This window comes from Haloterrigena gelatinilytica (assembly GCF_013342145.1).
In the GTDB taxonomy this organism is placed as follows: Archaea; Halobacteriota; Halobacteria; order Halobacteriales; family Natrialbaceae; genus Haloterrigena; species Haloterrigena gelatinilytica.
In genome coordinates this window covers 157136-173241 of the sequence record NZ_JABUQZ010000001.1, presented here as the reverse complement: position 1 = coordinate 173241, position 16106 = coordinate 157136, and the positions used below count along the sequence as shown (strand labels likewise).

12 protein-coding genes and 1 pseudogene are annotated in these 16106 nt (G+C 50.9%); 6 read left to right on the top strand and 7 right to left on the bottom strand.

The features are described 5' to 3' along the window. Positions 1 to 436 precede the first annotated feature (436 nt). Positions 437 to 1510: a glucose-1-phosphate thymidylyltransferase gene (locus HTZ84_RS00875; RefSeq protein ID WP_174678950.1), complete on the bottom strand. Its 1074-nt coding sequence runs from the start codon at positions 1508 to 1510 to the stop codon at positions 437 to 439. Between the two features lie 3 nt (positions 1511 to 1513). Further along, the gene (locus HTZ84_RS00870; RefSeq protein WP_174678949.1) at positions 1514 to 1984 is read right to left on the bottom strand and encodes a dTDP-4-dehydrorhamnose 3,5-epimerase family protein; all 471 of its coding nucleotides are present in this window, start codon (positions 1982 to 1984) and stop codon (positions 1514 to 1516) included. A 346-nt stretch (positions 1985 to 2330) separates the two neighbouring features. Between HTZ84_RS00870 and rfbD the strand changes: the two genes are divergently transcribed. Further along, entirely contained in the window at positions 2331 to 3194 is an 864-nt protein-coding gene (gene rfbD, locus HTZ84_RS00865) for a dTDP-4-dehydrorhamnose reductase (protein ID WP_174678948.1), read from the top strand. 631 nt (positions 3195 to 3825) lie between these two features. Here rfbD and aglF read toward each other — a convergent pair. Next, positions 3826 to 4566 carry a UTP--glucose-1-phosphate uridylyltransferase AglF gene (gene aglF, locus HTZ84_RS00860; protein WP_174678947.1) on the bottom strand — a complete coding sequence of 247 codons (741 nt, stop codon included), beginning with the start codon at positions 4564 to 4566 and terminating at the stop codon, positions 3826 to 3828. Positions 4567 to 4753: 187 nt separating this feature from the next. On the opposite strand from aglF, the gene HTZ84_RS00855 reads away from it, so the two are divergent. Beyond that, on the top strand, positions 4754 to 5683 hold the full coding sequence (locus HTZ84_RS00855; protein ID WP_174678946.1) for an NAD-dependent epimerase/dehydratase family protein: 930 nt from the start codon (positions 4754 to 4756) through the stop codon (positions 5681 to 5683). Positions 5684 to 5725: 42 nt separating this feature from the next. Continuing rightward, positions 5726 to 7147, top strand: coding sequence for a sulfatase-like hydrolase/transferase (locus HTZ84_RS00850; RefSeq protein WP_174678945.1), 1422 nt, complete (start codon positions 5726 to 5728; stop codon positions 7145 to 7147). A 72-nt stretch (positions 7148 to 7219) separates the two neighbouring features. On the opposite strand, the gene HTZ84_RS00845 is transcribed toward HTZ84_RS00850, so the two are convergent. Further along, complete coding sequence (locus tag HTZ84_RS00845) at positions 7220 to 7696, bottom strand: GNAT family N-acetyltransferase (protein WP_174678944.1); 477 nt, start codon at positions 7694 to 7696, stop codon at positions 7220 to 7222. 92 nt (positions 7697 to 7788) lie between these two features. Here HTZ84_RS00845 and HTZ84_RS00840 point away from each other — a divergent pair, with 92 nt between their 5' ends. Further along, positions 7789 to 8922 carry a DegT/DnrJ/EryC1/StrS family aminotransferase gene (locus HTZ84_RS00840; protein ID WP_174678943.1) on the top strand — a complete coding sequence of 378 codons (1134 nt, stop codon included), beginning with the start codon at positions 7789 to 7791 and terminating at the stop codon, positions 8920 to 8922. Here HTZ84_RS00840 and HTZ84_RS00835 read toward each other — a convergent pair whose 3' ends face one another. Both HTZ84_RS00835 and HTZ84_RS00830 read right to left on the bottom strand, forming a co-directional pair. After that, entirely contained in the window at positions 8923 to 10626 is a 1704-nt protein-coding gene (locus HTZ84_RS00835; RefSeq protein WP_174678942.1) for a glycosyltransferase family protein, read from the bottom strand. Between the two features lie 132 nt (positions 10627 to 10758). Further along, a complete protein-coding gene (locus HTZ84_RS00830) occupies positions 10759 to 12204 on the bottom strand; it encodes a sulfatase family protein (RefSeq protein WP_256403297.1) in 1446 nt (481 codons plus the stop codon). A gap of 172 nt (positions 12205 to 12376) precedes the next feature. On the opposite strand from HTZ84_RS00830, the pseudogene HTZ84_RS00825 reads away from it, so the two are divergent. Together HTZ84_RS00825 and HTZ84_RS00820 are read left to right on the top strand one after the other, a co-directional pair. Continuing rightward, positions 12377 to 13015 (top strand): annotated as a pseudogene (locus HTZ84_RS00825) (IS6 family transposase). A 58-nt stretch (positions 13016 to 13073) separates the two neighbouring features. Then, a complete protein-coding gene (locus HTZ84_RS00820; RefSeq protein ID WP_174678940.1) occupies positions 13074 to 14498 on the top strand; it encodes a sulfatase-like hydrolase/transferase in 1425 nt (474 codons plus the stop codon). 33 nt (positions 14499 to 14531) lie between these two features. Here the strand turns inward: HTZ84_RS00820 and HTZ84_RS00815 are convergent, their stop codons facing one another. Further along, the gene (locus HTZ84_RS00815; RefSeq protein ID WP_174678939.1) at positions 14532 to 16067 is read right to left on the bottom strand and encodes a flippase; all 1536 of its coding nucleotides are present in this window, start codon (positions 16065 to 16067) and stop codon (positions 14532 to 14534) included. Positions 16068 to 16106 lie beyond the last annotated feature (39 nt).

Sequence of the window (16106 nt, the reverse complement as noted above, 5' to 3'; positions counted from 1 at the left end):
CCTCTTGTCAATTATATGACAGACTCTAGTTCTTCCGCGTCTTCGTCAGGGACTCGAGCGCTGATCGATGGTATGTATGCGTTGTAGTAAGTCAAGATACGTCAAATAGCTGCTGCCGTCAGACGCGCTGTCTCACGGAGAGTGGCACGTCCACGAACTAAAAGCGAGTCAATGAAACGACCGATCAGCATAATCTCTCGTCGTTCTGGAGTGCGTGGGTCGGCGAAAAAGCTGGTCTTGCTCTTCGACTACTCCATCCTATACTTTTCGAGATTAGCCACAATATGTTCTTGATCAGCTGCTGGTAGATCTTCGAAGCGTCGAACAGTTTCACAATCTAATCCCGGACATTTCATAACACGGTGCCGTTCAAGGACGTTCCCGGCGATGACAGTACCACAATTGGGACACGATAATGTAATGATTTGCACCATGGTTAGAGTTCCAGTAATGAGTTTTGCCCGACGACTAACCGCTCGCCATCAGGTTTCTTCTCGTGATTCGTCGTGATCGTCGCCTTGCGACCGATGAGACTGTCGACGATCGTTCGGTCGGCACTGACTTCAGATTCGCCGACGACGACGCTCGATTCGATGTGGGCACTGTCGATCACGCAGTCATCGCCGATGCTCGAGTACGGACCGAGATACGTATCGGACGTAACTCGGGTATTCTCCCCGATCGACACTGGGCCCCGAACGACGGCTCCCTCCTCGATAACACTCCCGTGGCCGAGTTCTACTCGCCCTGTTACGGAGACCTCGTCTTCGATCGTACCGTCGATTCTCGGTGTGATGTCATCGAGTACTAGCCGGTTGGCGTGGAGCACGTCTTCGGGCTTTCCGGTGTCTTTCCACCAGCCATGGACCACATGACTCTGGATTCGTTTTCCATCCTCAAGCAGCCCCTGGATGGCTTCCGTGATCTCATATTCTCCGCGCCAGGATTTGTCGAGAGCCTCAATTTGCTCGAAGATCGCCGGCGTGAAGACATAGATTCCGATGAGGGCGAGGTTGTTCGGTGGGTCATCGGGCTTTTCAACGAGTTGGATCACGTCGCCAGCATCGTTCACGTCGACAATGCCGTACCGGGACGGCTCATCAACCTCTTGCAACCCGATGCCGGCCGCGTACTCCTCTGTATTGAAGTCTTCGACAAGTTCCGTGATCCCCTCGCGCATGAGGTCGTCGCCCAGATAGACAACGAACGAATCATCGCCGACGAAGTCTTTCGCACAGCCGACAGCGTGGGCAAGACCAAGCGGTTCGCCCTGAACGATGTACGTGATGTCGACGCCCCAGTCACTGCCGTCGCCGAAGTATTCCTGGATCGCAGCTCGGCCTTTGTTGCCGAGGATTATTCCGATTTCGCCGATACCGGCTTCAACGAGATCATCCACGGCGTACTCGAGAACGGGCTTGTTGGCGATCGGCACAAGCTGTTTCGGACCAGTATGGGTAATCGGACGCAGGCGGGATCCAGTTCCGCCGGCGAGAATAACGCCTTTCATGGGTTATTCGTGCGGCGGCTCCTCCCAATCGAGCGGGATTTTGTCCGTGTTGTAGGGCAGACGCTCCTCGTCAGGATCCTCGTAGTCGTAGAGGTTCGTCGGGAAATTTAGCAGTAAGACACGCTCATCGCCAACGGCCTTAAAGCCGTGCCAGCAATCGCCTGGAATTCGAATCGCGTTCATGTTCCCCTCGCCGATAATATAGGTGTCAAGCTCGCCCTGCGTCGGTGAATCCTCTCGATCATCGTAAATTCCGACTTTCGCTTTCCCCCGCGGCACAACGAAGTGATCAATCTGCCCGCGATGGTGGCGATGCCAGGCCCGGATGATGCCGGGATACGTTTCTGAGAAGTAAGACATCTCTGGCTTGTCCTCGCCCGCATAGAACTCCCAGTCCGAGCGCCAGATCTCTGTGAGATACCCCCGCTCATCAGCGTTGATTTGGAGGTCTTTGATCGCTACATCGTGTATCATATGTTTACGGTCTGAGGGTCCCGTTCTTGCTTCATACCTCTTTTGGCCTCAGACTGCGGTCCAGTTATTACCAGAACGCTCAAGAGCAGAGGATATGTGGTTCCGCTATGGCAAAATTGAAAAAGATGACTTCTGGAGAAGCTACGCAGGCATTCAGGCCCAAATTATCCGCGATGATAGGACACTCATCAAAAACCCACTTATTAAACACGGACCACAGTCGACACATATTTTGAATGCGGTATCACCAAGTCTCACCTCTTCCCTGCCGTTCGGGGAGTACCTCATTGACGAGATCGCAACCAATTGGAATAGTGTTTAGTAACCCTCACGCACATTATACAACATGGATATACTTGTCATCGGCGGCACAGGGCTTGTCGGGTCAAACATTGTCAAAAATGAGACTGAGAGAAGTGTAGACATTCATTCAACGCATCATAATTCGGAAACTGAACTCACTGATATAGAGTTAGACAAAACCAATGTAGAACGTACGAACAGTATAATAAAGGAAATAGAGCCTGATGCCGTCATTGACACTGCTGCATTCCACGCAGTAGACGACTGCGAATCAAACCGGAATAAGGCGTGGTCAGTTAATGCCGCTGGAACGTACAATGTCGCCGTTGCTACAAACGCCGTTAATGCTCATCTGATCTATCTGTCGACCGATTACGTGTTTCCCGGTAATCCCGACGAAACACCATACAGTGAAGCAGATCCAGTCAGCCCACTTAATTACTACGCCGAGACGAAATACGCTGGCGAACAGGCAGCGAAGATAGCAGATACGGCGACGATTCTGCGATCAAGTGTAATTTACGGACTTGCCGCCAGTAACTTCGTCACATGGGCACTCAAAGAACTTGAAGATGGGAATGAGATTACAATTGTTGACGACCAGATCTCCACACCAACGTATGCCCCTGATCTGGCACAAACATGTCTAGAAGTGGCAAAGTGCGGCCTCACTGGTCTCTACCACGCAACTGGTCCACAATCCATTTCTCGATATGATTTCACTCGAGAACTCGCTGATTCATTTGGATACAACACAAATCTTGTAACGCCGATCAGTACAGAGGAATTAGGGCAGGAAGCGCCTCGGCCGACAGATAGTTCTTTGGACTCATCGCGTCTCTCTGGTATGATTGACTATGAGTTCCGAGGACCTGAGGAAGCGTTTACGACGATGCGACTTCGGTAATACACAAAAGGATATGTGCAGGAATTGTCTCGCAAAGCCACGACAAGCCAACTGACCGAATAGTTGGATATCAAATACTACTTTAGATAGCTAAGTGGGTAGAAACATCAGATGAGTCATGACAAGATAGATTCAAGGAAGAGGACAGATTCTCAGTCTACTGGGACTGTGGCGTCCAACGGTACCAAATAGGTAATGCTGCAGATCATGAGTAACCGCTCAATGGCAAGCATGACGCAACTCGAGTACTATGTTTGTGGTCCTGTTTTGATAATAGCGCCAGAAAAGTAAGGCTCTAGATGAGATTAACGGTAGTAACTGTAGAAGAGGGCTCTTGGCGGTCGCATAGCACAATCACCTGCTTGAAGGATCTCAGCGGCTATCAGACTCGGTGTATCGAAAACAGCGCCGGCAGTGAACTCCGCTCGCCGAGGGGTCAATAAATTAGGTGGAGTCCTAAGGAGTGGCGGACATCATGTCGAATGTCAGAAGAGCGCTATTCAGAAAATAATCCCGGAGTATGATCCGTTGTAGAAGTCCCTAAGTGGGAGCGAGATATGGTTTAGGAGAGCACCCATGTCGTGCCGCTAAAGGAATACAGACCTAAAAGTACAATGAAATTAAATACAATCTACATCTCCTGATCCGCAATCACTGATTCTTCGTCAGAGAGCCGTTCCTCAGCACGGTCACGATCCTTCGGATAGCCGATGTCGATACGCCAACCGTCCATTCGGATCGCGTCGATCGTCCGCCCGGACTGGATGAGCAAGTCGATCGCGTCAGGGAGTTCGTACTCGCCTCGATCTGAGGGTTGCACAAGGTGGCACGCATGGAAAATCTCCGGCGTGAACGTGTAGAATCCGGTCATGACGAGGTTCGACGGCGGATCATCCGGTTTCTCCACGACCTCGACGATCTCGCCGTATTCGTTGGTGTCGAGGACGCCGTACCTCGAGGCTTCCTCGTAGGGAACCTCCTCGACGAGGAAGGCGGCGTCGGCTCGCGCTTCCTGCTGACGGTTGATCACATCTCCGAGGTTAGCCCGGAAGAGGTTATCGCCGAGCATGAGGACGAAGTCGCTGTCGATATGAGGTTCAGCCTGGAGGATAGCATGGGCGAGCCCGAGCTGTTCACGTTGGTGGGCGTAGGTAATTGGCGTGCCACAGTACTCGTCGCCGTAACGTTCGATGATTTGCTCCTTTCGATAGCCGACAACGACGACGAATTCCGAGACGCCAATGTCGATCAGGTTGTCGAAGACGTTTTCGATCAGCGGCTTACCGTCGACTTCGACGAGGACCTTGGGCTTGTCTTCAGTGAGCGGCCGGATACGAGTTCCTTTTCCGGCTGCTAAAACAACTGCTTGCATACGCGGATTGATTCTATTTGACCGATATATGTTTTCGGGGGGTCCATTCCAAGCATAGTTTTTGAAATGACAATACTGGATAGGGTAATCGAATATATAAGTGAAGTGTTAGTATTTTATTAATGAAAATGACAGATGGTGATGGATACGAAAAGTATACTATGGAGCAACTTCCAGAGAAAGAACGATGACAGTACTCGTCACTGGTGGCGTTGGTTATCTTGGATCTCGGCTTATTCGAGAACTTCCTGATCATCCAGCCTTCTCAGACAAAGATATTCGTATTCTTGATAACTTCCGCCAGCCCCGTTACAACGCACTATGGGATCTTCCAGTCTACGCCGACTATGACTTCGTTGAAGGCGATATCCGTGATGAAGAAGTTGTTCGTGAAGCGATGGAGGGTGTAGATACAGTCTTTCACCTTGCAGCAATCACCAACGCACCCGAGACATTTGACATCCCTGAAAAGACATGGGAGGTCAACTATGATGGCGCACTAACCGTCTTCGAAATAGCCCGAGATGCCGGCGTTAATGAGTTCGTTAACGCCGTTACTTGTTCCGTCTATGGAACGACCGAGAAAAAGATTGAAGAGGGATTTGAGTGTGATCCTGAATCGCCGTATGGCGAAGCCAAACTTGAAGCTGAACAGGAAATGTTCGATCGGTGGAATGGAGAGATGGGACTGACCGGACTGCGTCTCGGTACTGTCTATGGATGGACGACTGGCATGCGCTTTGACACAGTTGTCGATAAATTTGCGTATCTCGCTGCAACTGGCCAACCGCTCACTGTCTACAAAGGCGCCGAAGATCAGAAACGGCCGTACCTCCATGTCCAAGACGCAGTTCGTTCGATGATGTTTGCAGCTGACAAACTTGGCGATGGTGAACCATACAATGTCGTCGGCCAGAACGGACGCCTTCAGGACGTCGTTGACGCCATTAAACGTCACTTCCCAGGAGTCGAGATCGGATACACAGAAGCAGAGCAACTGAACCAGTTGTCGTACATCGTAAGCGACGAAAAAATCCAGAACAAGGGGTTCGAAACAGCATACACTATCGACCAAGGCGTTGAGGAGCTAGCGGACAAATTCCGAGTATTCCTGTAGATTCAAACTTACAGGAAAATGATTTGACATCATGTACAAAATATGACTAGGAATATCGTCCTTATCTGTCTCGATTCTGTTCGAAAAGATTACTTTGATAGTCTTGCTGATCGACTACGGTCAAAGGCCTCGTCTAGTTTTGAGAACGCACGTGCGGCCAGTACGTGTAGCGCCCCAAGCCATGCAAGTATGATGACCGGTGAACTTCCCGAGGTTCATAGAGTCTATAGCCATAATCCTTGGTTCGATGTAGATCGCAATAATACATTTCTCGGGATACTCAGAGACCACCGCGCTATTGGCGTTAGCTCGAACACATTTGCTGGTTCCCCGTTCAAGTTCGACTCCCTGTTTGACGATTTTGTGGATGTATCTCCGGAGCGGAGATTCGCAAAAGGAATTGATGTTGAAGAGTACATGAATCAGACGGAAGCGTCGGGTATGTCACAGTATCTTGGTTACTTGAAAACTGCCCTGAAAAGCGATCACCCTATACCCAGTCTGGCTAATGGAGCGTACCTTTTCTTGGATAGAAAACTCCTCCATGAAGCACCGATACCTCGTCTGTTCGACGATGGGACGAATGCCGTGCTGAAAGCCGCTGAGAATCGATTCGTCGACAAAGAGAGTCCATTTGTTGGTTTCCTCAACTTAATGGAAGCACATGCCCCAATGGCACATTCACGAGTGTACGATGGTAAGCTTCACGACGCACCGGACTCGTGGTCCTCTCAGCAAACGCTTCCGTACGACGAATTGAATGTTCACGGAGGGTTTGAGCAATATGAGGTCGAGTTAGAGAACTATCGAGGCCTATACGGGGCGACTGTGGAGTACCTCGATCGAAAGGTTGCTGCGTTCATCGACACCGTTCAGAACCAAACAGAGAGAGAGACGACGTTCATTGTCACCGCAGACCACGGAGAGATGCTGGTTGAGCGTGACTCGGACCCGCTGTTTGGACATAATGTCCCTCGCGTGTCCGAAGAATTACTCCACGTACCTCTCGAGGTGATTAATCCACCGGAGGGAACACCCGATTGCGTCGAAAAACCGGTGTCCCACCTCCATCTTCCTTCCCTTCTGAAAGGTTTCGCTGAGGGGGAGTACGTTGCACCAGGTACAGATGTGGTGGTCGCCGAACGACTCACGAGCGTTCTCCCAGGGAAATTTGGGTTGAGCGGAGCGGACGCCGAACGATGGTGGCAGACTCGGAGGTGTGCCTACGTCGACGGCCGAAAAATTACTTGGACGAGTGAGGGAGACTGTTGGGAGTCATCGATTGACGGTTCGTCTACGGAGTCACTTGTACAAGAACTTGATTCGCCACCATCCGAAGTAACGGTCCAGTTCGAGAACGAAATCGAGACTCTTCGGAGCGAGCTAGGAATTGGGTCTGGCCTTGATACCTCAACAGTCGGTGCCAGAGTCGAGGGCCGACTTGAAGACCTAGGCTACCTCTAAATGTCGACAATATATAAACACTACTGTTGGTCATAGTCAAATTGGGGAATCGAATACCAGATGATGAACCATTCAGTTTTCGGTCTCTTCAATAGTATACACATACATGTATTCTCCATCACGGGCTAAGCCGGCATGCTCAAACCCGATTTTTTCAAATACTCGTTGCGACGCATCATTGTGCTTGAGAATTCGAGCGTGGGTCTCTGAATAGTCTTGAGTACGCAGCCAAGACAACGCGAACTCTACTGCCTTTGTCGCCACTCCCTTTCCCCACGAAGATACCTCGCCGATATATATGCCAACTTCAGGACAATCAGTATCAAGATCGGAGAGGCTGACGTTACCAACGTCACGCCATCGGTCGTTCTCTTGGAGAACTATGATCCAGTCTCGTCTATTGGTCCGGCCCTCCCACCACTCAATGTGCGTTTCCCAGTCAAGTTCTTTGTCCTGAATATAAAAATTCTCATACAGATCTGGGTGAGAGCGCCAAGCCATCATTAACTCGAGATCGTCTTCAGTCGCAGGACGGAATTCAATTTCCATATCGGGATCAGGAAATCTCCTGCAAAAAGATTACTGGCCGCAGTTGGTCGAGTGTCGATGAAGTTTTTACGGTTGACGCCAGTAGCCGGCCTATGGATCAAGAAATTCCTCTCTACGACGTAAACAAAATCATCGGTCGGGAAGTGCTGGAATCCATCGGCGAAGTTCTCGACTCAGGATGGTTAACTCTCGGCCCGAAAACGGAAGAGTTCGAAGCAACGTTCTCAGACCACCAAGACTCCGAGTTCGGCGTCGCGGTGAACTCGTGTACGTCAGCGCTCTACGCTGCTCTCGACGCTGTTGGAATCGGAGCGGGAGATACAGTGGTTGTTCCCGGAATCACGTTCGTGGCGACCGCGAACGTAGTCGAATTACTAGACGCCCAAGTCACCCTATGTGACGTTCAGGAGGACGGAAACATGGATCCAAGTGACCTAGAGAAAATTCTCGAGACTCGTGACGATGTCGCCGCCGTAATTCCGGTCCACCTCTACGGTCAGCCGTGTGACATGGAGGAGATCATGGATATCACTCAAGAACACGACATAGCAGTCATTGAAGACTGCGCTCACGCCCCGATGGCCGAGTTCAAGGGACAACGCGTCGGTTCGTTCGGTGATGCAGGCTGTTTCAGTTTCTACGCGACGAAGAACATGACGACGGGGGAAGGTGGAATGGTGACGACGAACGATCCCGAAGTCGACGAACATGTCAGAAAGATCCGGAACCATCACCAGACGATGACTCCAAAGGAGAAGAAGGATACCTGGGGATACGACGCAGATGGCACGGGGTTCAATTTTCGCATGAGCGAGATTCAGGCGGCGATGGGCATCGCCCAATTGGACCGTCTACCTGAGATGACTGAGAGTCGCCGTGAGGTTGCGGCAAGATACCAAGAGGAAATCGAGAAGATTCCAGGACTTCGTTGGGAGTCCGAGGATTCGCGGAAGAGCCATGCATTCCACCTCTTCGTCGTCCAAGTTGAGGATGAATATCCTGTATCGCGAAACGATCTATTCGATACCTTTGACGAGAACGAGGTGATTACCGGTGTCCACTACCCGCCAATTTCTCGGTTAAGTCAGTACGAGGACCTCACCAGACCAGTTCCGAAGGCCGACACGTTTGCCGACCGAATTCTCTCGCTCCCAATGTATCCAGACATGTCAGGAGATGAACAGAAGACCGTCTTGAGCGTCCTCCGAAACCCGACAGGGAGATGATCACCCAAAGTGGTCTTCCGCGAACTGAAAGATGGGAAATGCTGGATGCCCGCCTATCGCAAGCGCGGCGTAGGCAAGTTTCTTCTGCTTCGATGGTAACTCGCCGTTTGCGTACGCAGAACGGAACACTTTCAGCCGTTCGAAGAGTCCTACCGACGACGACTTTGTGACGATTTGTCGTAGCAGACGTTTCTGGGTACCGTCTCGCAAATCCAAAAAGGAAGCGTACCCATCAATATCGTATTCGAGCATGGTTGTGTCGAGTGATTCTCCAGCAGCGTATTCGGCGACGGCTCCGCGGTACTCGGGGAAGGAACAAGATCCCATATTGACTGGCGTCGGAAGGTCGAAGTCTTGTTGCTCTGAACGAAGTCCGTCTACGACCCGGGTCTGAAGACCGTCCGTGAGAAGTTGCTCCCAGCGACGGCCGACTGTCTCGTATTCGAATAGCGAATTACAGTACGACAGCTGTCGCTCTACCGTGGCTTCGCGTACGGACTTCTGTCCAAGGAGTTGCTTCGCGTCCTCCCCAAACGCAGTACCGTCATATTCAATGAACTCGTGATCTGGCGGGAGAAGATCGTTGTTCCCGGCAAAAGGGTAGTTGGGGTTGACGTAGGCAAGAACGGGAGTCTCACAAAGGGCTGCTTCCAAGCGCACCATGCTGCCACCAAACGGGATCGAGTCGACAAGTAGATTCGCCGATGTATAAATTGGTGCAAGATTCGGATATGGGCCAGATACATGGAATCTGTCAGTAACGTCCTCCGAAACCAACTCTCTCAAGCGGAATCCATCGGATGCGGTGATCAGGATGTGCTGTAGATTGGGATTCTCGTGCAGTATAGAGTCAACCGCTGCGGCGTATCCTCGACCGCCATCGCGGGTGAACTTGTATTCCGTCCCAACAGAGATGGAAAAATTGTCAGATTCACAAACTGGAAAGTCAGCCGGCAACCCAGTTTGAGGTTGAATATCAGAAGTTAATGAAATAACTCCGGCAGAGGAGAGGTTTCGATACGCGCGAGTGAGGACTGCACCTTCGGTTCGGGCGTCGATAACAGTATCGACTATGTTGCCACCAATCCAAAATACGTGATCGGCGTGGTTATAGAGAATCGAACGGAACGATGAACCAATGGCGGCAATTCCACAGAGCGCAGTAACGTCGTCTGGGTCAGTGAACAGAATTCCTTGGTTGGCGGATGACGCCGTCAGGTAGGAGGATATTTCGCGAACTCGCTCAACGTACGTGGATGTTGGGGAGAGTTCTATTAGGTCAACGTCAAGTACGTCAAGGGTCGATCGCAGTGCTGGAAACGAAGATTCCGAGTTGTCAGCATTGGTTAACAGTACTGCTTCTACGGTTACGTTAGTGTTGCGGACCAGATAGTCAATGACAAGCCGCATTGATTCGGAGTGACCGCCGTGGTCAGCCAACGAACTCGCAATGAACACAACACTCTGTCTGTCTCCAAACTGGTTTTCGGATTTTGACATTTCTTGTTGTTGAAGTTCGTATCCAACAGAGGAAATAAGGTCGTCCGCAGCACTACTATCCCAGATTCCCGGGTTCTGCCAGGCGGCCCAAGCACCAGCTCTGGTGTAGTCAAGTGCAGCCTCCAAATTACCGCCATTCAACTTTTCGCGTGCATTGGCGATACATGACCTGTACTCCGCTGCACCACCATCTATTCTTGTCACGATACGTCATCGACTAACCGACGGATCATAAGTTGGTTGGGTCACAGCGCAGAATCGGTCTACTATGTGAAAATCAGTTATTTATAGATGGGTGTTTTAGCTGACTGGGCACATGAGGCGGCTACGCTGTGGCTACTCCAGATATCCTAGGTCACGCAATTGATTTTCAATTTTCTCATCAATTCCGTCGGTCGTAGTGGACTTTTTGTAGGGTTTGAGGCTGTCACGAAGAAGATTTGCCAACTCATTTGTCTTTTCTCCGTGGGCCCCAGCGATATCAACAGATTCTGAGGGATCTTCTTCAAGATCGTGGAGCAGTTCCTGTCCGTCGTCGGACCAGCGATACTTGACGTGACCATCGAGAACTGCGCCGAGCGTTCTTGCGTCAGGGTGCTCGTAGTACGTTTTTGGATCTCCAGGGGATGTCGCGTGAGCGAATACTGGTTGGGAGGAGAGCTTGCCCCCTTCGACTACGGGGAGCAGCGAGCGGCCGCGAAGCGCGCTCGGAACTTCGATGCCAGCAGCGTCAAGGAGAGTAGGAAGAAGATCAACGAGTGAAACTGGCGTCGATACTTCGTGTGCAACGGCGCTCGGACTCGCTAAAAGTAGAGGGACATGAATCATTTCCTCTGTGAGGGTCATTCGCCGTGGTTTGGACGGGGCAGCGGCGTGCCCAAAGAACCCCCGCTCCCAGAGCTCCTCACCATGGTCAGAGGTGATAGCACAAACGCTATTTGGTGTGGCAAATTCAGAGAGCAAGCGCGAGACGTTTCGGTTGGCCCGGAGGATGCTGGCCTCGTAGGTGTGCCGCATGAGATTCCGTTGACGTTGGTCTAGGGGTCTCCGATAGTCCCCCACGGAAATGTCGAGTTTCGCTTGCTCGAACAGTCGCCGGTGGTGTTGTCTGTCAAGAGGTTCGTCGGTGAGTACGGCCCAGTCCTCGCTATCGAACACATACGGGTGGTGAGTGTCCATCATATGTATCCACAGGAAGAACGGCTCCTCAATCTCGTCCCGTCGGACTAGGAGTTCATCGATAACAGACTCATCAGGGGCGTGCGAAGGTGGCGGTGATGTGAAGCGTCGCTCAAGGTCCGTCAACCAATAATCGCCGAACTTCTTGATGTCCTCACTGTTCGGTGTTATCTCGATGATGTCACCGATGAGGCTCCGAATTCGTTCGCTTAAAGAATGCGCTGATCCACTACTGTTCTCTGGCTGGGTATGATCTACGACGATGTCGAATTCGTCCGTCACGCCGAACCGAGAAATCTGGACGTTGTTGTAACCCAGAATCGTCTGGTACCCTCCGTCATTGAAATACTCTGGAAGCGTCTTTGAGTCCCGATGCATGACGTGACCGTCCTCTAACGGCAGTTCGCCGGTCAAGAACGATGGGACCGAGGCTGGAGTATACGGGGCATTCGCGTAAGCGCTTGAAAACCGAGTCACGTCGAAGTCCAGAATGTCTGGACCAGTTGGAGAGCCGACGGTGTGCTTAGAATAGTAGTCATACCGAACCGAATCCATCGAAACCAGAATTACGTTCGGTTGCTCTTGTGTACTATCGACGGGCATAAAGGGTCTTAATTTGGGCTTCGCGTCCACCACCGAATAGTTTTCGTCACGCCTTCTAGTGCCTGTGATCCCATCCGAAGTTTATAGCAGGCCTACGAGTTAACGACTAAGTCGTGAAGTTGCGTTTTTCGTTACGCGTGAAAAGTGAGCCGGTACGGTCTTATGGTGCTCTATGTCGAAATTTGATCGCCTCACTGGATGTAGCGACCGGATCAATTTGAATTTTGTGAAGCGAGAATTGACACCGCGTCAGCTGATGGAGTTCGGTATTCGACTTCATCTCGCTGATTTCTCACTTTCGAATACCGCCGAGGATTATAGAAATTCGGTGACAAGCGCAGTCGCAAGGCGGTCCACGGTTGGATTCACAAGTGCGATTTACAGCCAGCAGATGGCGAGGATTTGAATTACGTCACGCTTGAGAGACAGCGGTTCAACTTGACAAACACCGCTATTGGAGTATACCGCGGTTGATCTGCAAACGAACAAAATCCACTATATACAGCTAGATTCAACGACTACAACCGCGTTAACAGAGTGATTCCTGCAGGAACTCCTGGAGAAACATAATCGTGTTTCTCGTTGATAGAGCAAAACATCTCTATGCTGCACTCCGTTGATATAGGCTCCGGTTTCGATATGAAAAACATAGAAATTAGAATGCTGTAGACCATATCTTTCGTGAGATAAAATATCGAACGTGTTTGCTATCAAATGTTCCAGTCATGTACAGCCTTCAACAGTTAAATCGTGGCTCCAAGCCTTCGTCGTCTGGCACAATGCGACAAACACCACACGACTCGTGATGTGAACCCAATTGTTAATAAGGGAAACCCGGTATTACAAAAGTATCGCAGCTAGACCTACTCATGGAAACAGATCGTCCCAATATTCTCTTGGTTATTCTAGACACTACCAGAGCAGAAAACTGCAGTTTGTACGGCTACCAGCGAGAAACAACGCCGTTTCTTGAACGGTTTGCGTCCGAAGCCACAGTATACACACAGGCAAGGGCTCCCGGGCCAGACAGTATTCTAAGTCATGTCAGCATGTGGAGTGGACTTAGCGTTCCCGACCATGGCGTCTACTCTTATATGGAGGAGATCGAGGCAGGACATTCCATCTGGGAGGAACTCCGTGACGAAGGGTATAGTACGGGGGCGTTCACTGAAAATCCGTTTTTCACTATTGAGGATATTGGACTCTGCCATGGATTCCAGACTGTTTGCGGGCCGCTCCCGAAACCGTTCAAGAGCGGGCTGAATCCAAAAGAATACGTCGGATCCAAAGAACAGTTTTTCAGAGATGCTTGGCAGAGTAAGACACCAATCCGGAGCGGAGTCAACGGACTCGGCACCAAATTCGTGAACACCAAGATCGGTTCCAGAATTGAACCGTATCTCTCAACGAATGCCGATGACTACGTCGACGCGTTCTTGAACTGGGAACGGGAGATTGAGACGCCGTGGGCAGCAGTCGTGAATCTGATGGACGCTCACGGCCCATATTACCCGTCGCGCAAAAACGACAGATGGAGCTCTCGTGCGGACTGGCGGACCCAGGATGACGTGGACGAGATGATCTGGGACTTCGCGAGCGGTCGGCGCCCTTGGCACGACAGAAAACGACTTATCGGTCTCTATGATGGTGGAATCCGAGACGCTGACGCGGGAGTTTTCCATCTCGTCAACCAGCTAAAAAAACGGGGAGAATTGGGGAACACCCTACTCGTGATTACAGCCGACCATGGGGAAGCATTTGGGGAGGAAAGCCGCATTCGAGACGGCATCCGAATTTCACAGCACTCGACCGGCCTACACGAGTGTCTGACGTGGGTCCCACTGGTGGTTTCACGTCCCGGTCAGTCAGAAGGCGCCTGTATCGATAAACCCGTATCGCTGACGAGGTTCTACGAGGTTGCCTCAGCAGCAGCTCGACAGCAACGAGAGCCGTTCGTGAAGGACGAGCCAGTCTTAGCGGCGACACCCGGCATCGAAAACCGCATGACGATGCCCGAAACCGTGAGAAAGCACTGTCCAGACGACTACGACCGATACACGGGCGATCTCGTGGCAGAGTACGGTATGTCAGAAGACGGTGTTACGAAGACACTTCGGTGGAAGGATCGCAAAGCGACAGTTGTTTGTCCTTCGCCCGGTTCATCGTATCGAACGGACTACACAACTCCAGATGTGGAACTGAGAGAGTTCGGGACGAAAAGCATCGCCGCAGATAAGACTGAAACGGTCGATGGAAACACGCTCAAAAGGCTTCAGGATCTCGGGTATGCGTAGATCTGGACAATTAGATTCTTAAGCCCAAAATCGCTACTTTCTAAGGATACGTTCGACAGTTGCACGGAGGATCTCTCTCTCTTCTTCGCCGTACACTATGTATAGGGCCACCAGTCCGTACCCGACTGAGGACACTACTGCCCACGAGAAGATCCACTGAAGACTTGTTCCGTCTCCGAGTATGAATTTCTGAGTACCGACGAAAAACCCAATCGCTAGCACTGGAAGGACGATCGCTTCGCGAGAAAACGGTTGGATATCGGCGAATTTGTAGAGCTGGACGACTCCAAGGGCGTTCGATACGAAATAGGACAACATCGTGGCGACGGCAGCGCCTAGCAGTCCATACTTTGGTACGAGGAAAAAATTCAAGACCACGTTTACCGCGGCAACTATGATAGTGTCGTACATAACCAGTCGATTATGACCCATCGACGTGAGAGCCGCCAGACTCGGGCCAGCAAATCCATGAATGAAAAACCCGACAGAAAGCACTGCTAATGCGGTTCCACCCTCTGCATACTCTGCACCGAAAGTCGACGAAATAACCGTTGACGGTTCAAGGACGAATACAAGGAAAGTGGGCAGGGAAAGTGCGACTGTCCACTTTACAACAGTCTTATAAAGGTGACGCATCCCCCGAAAATCGTCTTTCGAATGGTGGCGGGAGATAAGTGGAATTGTCAAGAAAGCGAACGCCTCTAGGAACGAGGTCAGGATAGTCGCAATCGGATAGATTACGTGGTAAACACCAACACTACCTACATTTGAGTAGAACGTCAAGAAGTACGTATCGATGTCCGAGAGAACCATAGACATTGCGCCACTCACTGCTAAGGGGACGGAGAACGTGAGAAGTTCTCGGTACATTCCACCTCTACCACTGACACCTTTGGTAGGCAACTTCAACGAGAGGGGCGTCCGTCGAACGAGGTACCAAAGTCCAAGAATACCAGTGACGACGTACGGAATTGAGTACGCAGCAATGCCGCCGATTTGATTAAGCGAAAATGCAACGGCACCACCGATAAGTGTTATCCTGAGAACCGGGTCAAGAACGTTCTCGACGATGACCTTTGGAACAGTCTTTTCGAGTCCTTGTACCGTCCCGTAGAAGTACGAGCGTACTACTGCAAACGGGGCTATGACAGTAAACACACGGATGACCAGTGTAGCGTCCCTGTTCTGGATAATTTGAATTGCGATGGGTTCTGAAAACATGAACAAAAGAGCGCTGATCGTGAGTGAGGAAGTAATGATAAGGAAAAATCCACTCGAGATGATGCGCTCGTGCATTTCTTTGTCCGAGTATCGAGGGAGATAACGTGAGACCCCGTTTGACAGGCCTAGCAGAGCTACCGTATTGACCGTACTGACGAGCACGATCCCGACAGAGACAAACCCGTAATCGACTTTTCCGAGATGATCGGCTATTAAAATTTTTCCTATAAACGAGATGGCATAATCGAAATAGGTTGCGAAAAGGACGATAGCCCCGCTCTTGAATAGCATTCGAATTGAGGCGAAAGTCGTAGAAGACGGCCCAGTGGTTTCAGTTGAGTCAGACATTGCAGCTGTGGCTGTCTCCCGGTATACGTTTCCTATTGA

Excerpts from the sequence above, each read along its gene's own strand:
- HTZ84_RS00875 (WP_174678950.1), bottom strand. The coding sequence starts at position 1,510 with ATGAAAGGCGTTATTCTCGCCGGCGGAACTGGATCCCGCCTGCGTCCG.
- HTZ84_RS00870 (WP_174678949.1), bottom strand. The coding sequence starts at position 1,984 with ATGATACACGATGTAGCGATCAAAGACCTCCAAATCAACGCTGATGAG.
- rfbD (WP_174678948.1), top strand. The coding sequence starts at position 2,331 with ATGGATATACTTGTCATCGGCGGCACAGGGCTTGTCGGGTCAAACATT.
- aglF (WP_174678947.1), bottom strand. The coding sequence starts at position 4,566 with ATGCAAGCAGTTGTTTTAGCAGCCGGAAAAGGAACTCGTATCCGGCCG.
- HTZ84_RS00855 (WP_174678946.1), top strand. The coding sequence starts at position 4,754 with ATGACAGTACTCGTCACTGGTGGCGTTGGTTATCTTGGATCTCGGCTT.
- HTZ84_RS00850 (WP_174678945.1), top strand. The coding sequence starts at position 5,726 with ATGACTAGGAATATCGTCCTTATCTGTCTCGATTCTGTTCGAAAAGAT.
- HTZ84_RS00845 (WP_174678944.1), bottom strand. The coding sequence starts at position 7,696 with ATGGAAATTGAATTCCGTCCTGCGACTGAAGACGATCTCGAGTTAATG.
- HTZ84_RS00840 (WP_174678943.1), top strand. The coding sequence starts at position 7,789 with ATGGATCAAGAAATTCCTCTCTACGACGTAAACAAAATCATCGGTCGG.
- HTZ84_RS00830 (WP_256403297.1), bottom strand. The coding sequence starts at position 12,204 with ATGCCCGTCGATAGTACACAAGAGCAACCGAACGTAATTCTGGTTTCG.
- HTZ84_RS00820 (WP_174678940.1), top strand. The coding sequence starts at position 13,074 with ATGGAAACAGATCGTCCCAATATTCTCTTGGTTATTCTAGACACTACC.
- HTZ84_RS00815 (WP_174678939.1), bottom strand. The coding sequence starts at position 16,067 with ATGTCTGACTCAACTGAAACCACTGGGCCGTCTTCTACGACTTTCGCC.